Consider the following 6,573-nt stretch of genomic DNA (forward strand, 5'->3'; position numbering starts at 1 on the left):
TTTTTATCGGCCGCCGCATAGGCTGCGCGAGCCGGAATCCCGGCGAACCATTCAGCCGAGAGGGCGGTCGATGAGCAGTGCGTATCCCGAGATCTATCTTGTCCGTCATGGCGAGACCGAATGGAGTCTCTCGGGCAGGCATACCGGCCGCACCGACATCCCCCTGACCGCGAAAGGCGAGGAGGCCGCGCGCGGCGTCGCCGACCGGCTCAAGGGCCTGACTTTCCAGGCCGTCTGGTCGAGCCCGTCGCAGCGCGCTTTCGACACCTGCCGCCTCGCTGGCTTCGGCGAGCGCGCGGTCAAGAAGCCGGACCTGCAGGAATGGGATTACGGCGCCTATGAAGGCGTGACTACCAAGGAGATATTGTCCAAGCGGCCCGGCTGGCAGTTGTTTCGCGACGGCTGCCCGGGCGGCGAGACGGCGGCCGATGTCGGCGCCCGCGCCGACACCGTCATCGCCGGGCTGCGCGCGGTTCCCGGCAATGTGCTCATCTTCTCCAGCTCGCATTTCCTGCGTGTGTTCGCGTCGCGCTGGGTCGGCCTGCCTCCGGAAGGCGGCGAGCATTTCGTGCTCGACACAGCCAGCCTCAGCATCCTCGGCTACGAGCATGATCTGACCGAGCCGGTCATCCGGAGGTGGAACCAGAAGTAGCCCCGCTGGATGGCAGCCCAGGTGCCTCTGGCCCGTGGATGACAAAGCTGAGACGTTTCGGCTAGACTCCCACCATCGCCAGCTCCTCGCTCGTCAAATGCCGCGCCTTGCCCTTGGCGAGCTCGCCGAGCTGCAATCCGCCGATCGCCACCCTGATCAGCCGCAGCACCTCGATGTCGAAAGCGCCGAGCAGCCTGCGGATCTGCCGGTTGCGTCCCTCGTCGAGCACGATCTCCAGCCACGCCGTCCGCCCGCCGCTGCGCAACAGCACGATCGAGCTTGCGGTGAGCAACGCGCCGTTGACGACCGCCCCTTGGCGAAAGCGCTCCAGCATCGCTTCCTCGGGCACGGCCGCGATCTGCACGTGATAGGTCTTGGCGACATGCGAGGCGGGGTCGAGCAGACCGTTCGCCCAGCGCGTGTCGTTGCTCATCAAAAGCAGCCCTTCGCTCGCCTTGTCGAGGCGGCCAACGGGTGACACGAAGGGCAGGTCGAGCCCTTCCAGGCAGTCATAGACGGTGCCGCGGCCTTCGGGGTCGTCGCGGGTCGTGACAAGTCCGCGCGGCTTGTTGAGCATCAGATAGACCTTGCGCTCGGCAACGACGCGCTCGCCGTCGACGGTGATGCGGTCGCGGTCGGGATCGATGCGCAGCAAGGCATCACGCACCGTCTTGCCGCCGACCTGTACCCGCCCCTCGGCGACGAAACGCTCGGCCTGCGTGCGCGAGCAGAAGCCAAGCTTGGAAAGCGCTCGGGCGAGGCTGACCTTTGGGGTTGCTGATCGTCGGTCGGGTTGGCGTGCCACTGTCTCTGTCTTCGGACTTGCTCAAAACGCTGCAACCGATGCCACGCCTGGCGAGATGGGCGCAAGCGGCTCCATAACCCGGTTCGGGTCGCCGATCTCACTCCTGCGGCGCGCTCAACCGCCGGTAGGAGATGCCGTCGAATGTTGCCGTCACGAAGCTTTTGACCGACATTTTGCGCTTGCGCCCGTCGCTGCAGGCGTAAAGCGGCCAGCCGGCCTCGCTGCATTCGCTGGCCATGCAGATGCGGGTCACGCAATTGCCTGCGGTCAGCCGGAAGCCACCCTTGCCGGCAAAGCCCTGCAGCAGGCTGCCATCTGAGGAACGCCATGTCCGTTGTTGGAATTCAGGCCGCAGCAGCCGAGGCTCGAGCGGGGCGGCCAAACCGGCCTGGTCCGTATGGCCCGAATATTGAAGCCGGTAGCGCGCCATGCCGGTCGTGTATGCGGTGACGAGATCGGATTGGCCCGAATATGCCGCCGACAGCTCGGGACGATCGAAAAGATGGGAGGCGCGTGTCTCCGCCCCTGACGGTCTCGTCAGGGCAACGATGACGACAAGGGCCAGGCAGACGCGCAGCATCCCGATTTCCAGCAGCCATACCGATCCGGCGTGCCGGTTTGCCCCGGCTGCGTTTACTACAATTCCGCCAAACAATGCTCTGTGCAAGTCGCCGCTGCCGGGGAAGACGCCTTTCATGCGGAGCCCTGGGTTACGCGCGAGCCAAAATCGGGCAATCAGCCGGCGGGGTTCATTCGTGCGAGGCAGCGGGCCTGGTCGCGTGGCCGCCCGAGTTCCTCGTAGCGGCCTGCCGCCTCCTCGAAGGCCGCCAGCGCGCGCATTTCCTTGTTCTGCGCCCGCCGCTGCACGCCGCGCGCCTCCCAGAGCGCCGCGGCCCAGGGGCCGCCTTGCCACATGCCGGCGATGCGCTCGGCATCGTTCAGGCGGCGATCGACCTGTTCCAGGTCGCCGGCTTCCGCAAGGGCTATCGCCGACGCGGTGCGCAGCGCCATCGAACAGGGCTGGCAGGCGCCGGGGATCAGCAGCCGGTCGCCGGCGAGGATTTCCTCGGCCACCATCTTGGGCGTGGAGGCGGCGCGTACGGCCAATGCCTGCATGCGCATGATCAGGTGTGGGGAAAGCCAGGATCGTTCCGCATCCGCCAGGCCGCGGCGGATGAGACGGCCGGCTCGCCACCTTTGGCCGCGTTCCAGCGCGATCTCGGCCAGCCGCTCGATTGCAAGCACGCGGCCTGCCACGGCATCCGCTTCCTGAAGCAATTGTTCCGCCGCGGCAAGGAAGCCTTCGGCGCCGTCGAGATCGCCCGAGAAAAGCGAGGCCTCTCCAAGCAGGAGGCAAGCGAGACCGCGGCCCGCGCTCGATCCGGCCTCTTCGGCCACGGTTAGCAATTCCCGCGCAAGTCCCGCGACCTCGGCATGGCCCTTCGCGCTGCACAGACAGAATTCGGAAAGGCACAGATGACCGTCGAACACATGCTGAACGAAGGCGGGTTTGGCGCGGACCCATTCGATGAATTCGGACCGGAACAGTTGCGGCCACCGGGCTTGCATCATCGATGCGATGCCCAGCAAGGCGCTGGACTCGCCGACCTCGCGCGGCAGGTCGGCGCCGAGTGCAAGGTCACGCGTGCGCCGGGCGATTTCGCTTGCCTTGTCGAATTCGCCGCTTTGCAGATGCACCAGCCCCCAGGCGAGCGACGTGCGTATCTGCTCCACCGGGCTGACGGTCTCCGTGCCGGACAGCGCCAGGGCCTTCTCGTAGAGCGCGATGGTGGCGGCGCTCGGCCCGACGCCGAGTTCGGCATGCAGATTGTCGCGAAGCTGATTGAATTGGCGGATCGCTTCCACGCGGTTGCCCGCATCGAGTGCTACCTGCATCAGCGCGCATTGCGCCTGCTCGTCGGCCGGGTCGAGCGCGATCAGTCGCTGCCAGAGATTGCCGGCGCGCAGGAGGTCGCTATAGCGCTGCTGCAGTTGCGCGCGCGGGGCGTCCAGCCATTCGACGAACAGATCGTCGGGCAGGAGCCTGCCTCCGTAGAGGTCGGCTGCGTGTGCGAAGGCCTTGCTGTCGTCGCCTCGCAGGGCGGCCTTCGCGGCGGTCTCGAAGCTCTCCGTGTCGATCGCCAGTTCGACATCCGGGGCGAGCGCCACGATATCGTTGCTCACGTCGATCAGGTCGCGGCTGCCCAGCGCGCGGCGTGCGAAATGGACCGCCTTGCGCAGGCTGGCGCCGGCGGCGTCGGGGTCCGCGTCGGGCCAGAAGGTCTCCATGATCTGCTCGCGGTGGGCGCGATGTCCAGGCCGCAAGGCAAGCAGCTTGACCAAAGCCGCCGCGCGGTCGCGCCGCCACTCCGCCGCCGGGACCACCCGGTCATCGACGCTGACGGCGAACCGGCCGAGCAGATGGATCGAAACGCGCATGCATGCACCGTCCGGAAGAAAGGGCGCCGCCGCCGAAGCCGTCACCGGGCGGCCGTCGTCGGGGAACGCTGGCGGAACATAGATTTCCTAATTTAGCGCCGCAATCGAATTCCAACCGGAAAGGAACACAACCATGTCACTCCGTATCGCAGACATCGCCCCCGACTTCATGGCCGACACCACCGAAGGTCCGATTTCCTTCCATGAATGGCTGGGCAAGGATTGGGGCATCCTCTTCTCACATCCGAAGGACTACACGCCGGTCTGCACGACCGAGCTCGGCTACATGGCGCGTCTGAAGCCCGAGTTCGACAAGCGCGGCGTGAAAATCATCGGCCTCTCCGTCGACCCCGTCGAGAAGCATGCAGGCTGGGCAAAGGACATCGCCGAAACGCAGGGGACGGCCCCCAACTTCCCGATGATCGGCGATCCGACGCTGGCCGTCTCCCAGCTTTACGACATGCTGCCGGCCTCGGCCGGCAACACGGCCGACGGCCGCACCGCCGCCGACAACCAGACGGTGCGCAATGTCTACGTCATCGGCCCCGACAAGAAGATCAAGCTGGTCATTTCCTATCCGATGACGACTGGCCGCAACTTCGATGAGGTGCTGCGCGTCATCGACTCCCTGCAGTTGACGGCCAAGCACCGCCTAGCGACCCCCGTCAACTGGAAGCCCGGCGACGACGTCATCATCGCTGGCTCGGTGTCGAACGACGAGGCCAGGCAGCTCTATCCGCAGGGCTGGAAGGAACCCAAGCCCTACATTCGCATCGTGCCGCAGCCCGTCCTCACCTGACGAGTGCAAGCGGCAAGCCCGCTAGGCCTTGGCGGTAAGGGCATCGGCGGCGAGGAGATGGAGTCCTCGCCGCCACTTCAGGAAATGAAGATCAACCGGCGCTTGGCGCCAGAGACAGGGTGGGGAACTGAGATGAACACGGCAAACAAACCGCGCATCGTCGTCCTTGGGGCAGGCTTCGGCGGCCTTGAACTCACGACGCTGCTTTCCGAAGCGATGGGCGACGCCATCGACGTGACCCTGATCGACAAGAGCGATAACTTCATTTTCGGCTTCTCCAAGCTCGACGTCATGTTCGGCCTGAAGCAGCCGGAAGCGGTTCGCCTGCCTTATGCCAGCTTCGCCAAGCCCGGCGTGCGCATGCTGAAGCGCACCATCACAGCGATCGATCCGCAAAGCCGCCGTGTCGTCACCGATGACGGCGTGTTCGACGCCGACCATCTGATCGTGGCACTTGGTGCCGAATATGATTTCGACGCAACGCCTGGTCTTTCCGGAACCAACGAGTTCTATTCGGTGCCCGGCGCGGAACGGCTGCGCCACATGCTGCCAGGTTTCAAGAAGGGCAGGGCGATGGTGGGGGTCTGCGGCGCGCCCTACAAATGCCCGCCGGCACCCAGCGAATGCGTGCTGATGCTGCATGACTATCTGGTGCGGCAAGGCGTGCGCGAGGCTTGCGAGATATCGCTGGTGCTGCCGTTGGGCAGCCCGGTGCCGCCTTCGCCCGACACCTCGCTCGCCTTGCTTGCCGCCTTCGCCGAGCGCGGCATCAAATTCATCCCGGGGCGCCGTGTCGCCTCCGTCGACAACACGCGAAACGTGGCCGTCCTCGACGACGGCTCGGAAATGCCTTTCGAGCTTTTCCTTGGCGTGCCCAAGCACCGGGTGCCGCCGGTCGTGCTCGAAAGCGGCATGTCTGAAAACGGCTGGATTCCGGTCAATTCGCGTACGCTCGAAACGAAATACGAGAATGTCTACGCCGTCGGCGACGGCGCTAACACCGGCACGCCCAAGGCCGGCGTCTTCGCCGAGGGCGCCGCGCGGGCGGTGGCCAGCGCCCTCGTCGCAAAGTTGCGCCACAGAGGCGGTGGGACCCTCTATGATGGGTTCGGGACCTGCTATATCGAGTTTGGCGGCGGGCGCATCGGCAAGGTCGAGGTCGACTTCTTCTCGGGGCCCTCGCCGACCGGCAACTACTATGAGCCCTCGGTCACACTCCGTGCCGACAAGGAGATGTTCGGCGCGAGCAGGAGGTCGCGCTGGTTCGGCCTCTGACGAGAGGGGCCTCGGCGGGCGCAGGCATCGTTCGCGGCCTTTCAGCTATTGGCGGCCGGGGGCAGCTCGAACAGGGTGGCGCCGTTCTCCCGCCCGCGGTCGACATAGCCGATCACGCGGAACCATTTCGCTACGTCGGGCCTGTCCAGCCAGCTGCGCGAATGTATGGGAAGGTTGCCGGCGAGCGCCTGGACATGGCGGATGTGGCGCTTGCAGAAGCGGACCGTCGAGGCCTTGAAGAAATCCTCCTGCGCGGCAAAGAGCGTATCGGCGGCGTCCGCATGCTCGTGCCAGGCGATGATCGCCACCGTCCTGTCGTCCTGGACGAGCGCATGCGCCCGGCCTTCCTTCAGGTTCATCATCAGATTGTCATAGGCACTTTTGCTGTCCTTGCCGGCCGCCACATACTCGTCCGACATTCGCTTGGACAGGCCGTGGAAGACATCTTCCAGGTCTCCGACCGTCGCCGCGCGTGCTCTCATTTCTCCTCCTGACAGCCCGCTGGCAGTTTGCCCCAGTGAAGGGTCAGGGGAATCGCATATGAGTTTTTTGGGCTTGAAAACGGCCTGAGAAGAGATTCTTTGGGAAGGCAGTCCAATGAAG

General features: G+C 65.4%; 7 protein-coding genes. 3 read left to right on the top strand and 4 right to left on the bottom strand.

The annotated features are described in order from the left end of the window. Positions 1–70: 70 nt before the first annotated feature. Positions 71–652, top strand: coding sequence for a histidine phosphatase family protein (locus FJ414_RS26945; RefSeq protein ID WP_140647407.1), 582 nt, complete (start codon positions 71–73; stop codon positions 650–652). Between the two features lie 61 nt (positions 653–713). On the opposite strand, the gene FJ414_RS26950 is transcribed toward FJ414_RS26945, so the two are convergent. The 3 genes from FJ414_RS26950 to FJ414_RS26960 form a co-directional block, all read right to left on the bottom strand. Next, positions 714–1,457 (bottom strand): pseudouridine synthase, encoded by a 744-nt coding sequence (locus FJ414_RS26950; protein ID WP_140647408.1) that lies wholly within the window; start codon positions 1,455–1,457, stop codon positions 714–716. Positions 1,458–1,554: 97 nt separating this feature from the next. After that, entirely contained in the window at positions 1,555–2,154 is a 600-nt protein-coding gene (locus tag FJ414_RS26955) for a hypothetical protein (RefSeq protein ID WP_246672510.1), read from the bottom strand. A 38-nt stretch (positions 2,155–2,192) separates the two neighbouring features. Then, on the bottom strand, positions 2,193–3,896 hold the full coding sequence (locus tag FJ414_RS26960; RefSeq protein WP_140647409.1) for a BTAD domain-containing putative transcriptional regulator: 1,704 nt from the start codon (positions 3,894–3,896) through the stop codon (positions 2,193–2,195). Positions 3,897–4,029: 133 nt separating this feature from the next. On the opposite strand from FJ414_RS26960, the gene FJ414_RS26965 reads away from it, so the two are divergent. Next, on the top strand, positions 4,030–4,695 hold the full coding sequence (locus FJ414_RS26965; protein WP_140647410.1) for a peroxiredoxin: 666 nt from the start codon (positions 4,030–4,032) through the stop codon (positions 4,693–4,695). Positions 4,696–4,827: 132 nt separating this feature from the next. Beyond that, positions 4,828–5,970 carry an FAD/NAD(P)-binding oxidoreductase gene (locus FJ414_RS26970; RefSeq protein ID WP_140647411.1) on the top strand — a complete coding sequence of 381 codons (1,143 nt, stop codon included), beginning with the start codon at positions 4,828–4,830 and terminating at the stop codon, positions 5,968–5,970. A 41-nt stretch (positions 5,971–6,011) separates the two neighbouring features. On the opposite strand, the gene FJ414_RS26975 is transcribed toward FJ414_RS26970, so the two are convergent. Further along, positions 6,012–6,452 carry a hypothetical protein gene (locus FJ414_RS26975; protein ID WP_140647412.1) on the bottom strand — a complete coding sequence of 147 codons (441 nt, stop codon included), beginning with the start codon at positions 6,450–6,452 and terminating at the stop codon, positions 6,012–6,014. Positions 6,453–6,573: the final 121 nt, after the last annotated feature.

It is taken from the genome of Mesorhizobium sp. B3-1-6 (assembly GCF_006439555.1).
Lineage (GTDB): Bacteria > Pseudomonadota > Alphaproteobacteria > Rhizobiales > Rhizobiaceae > Mesorhizobium.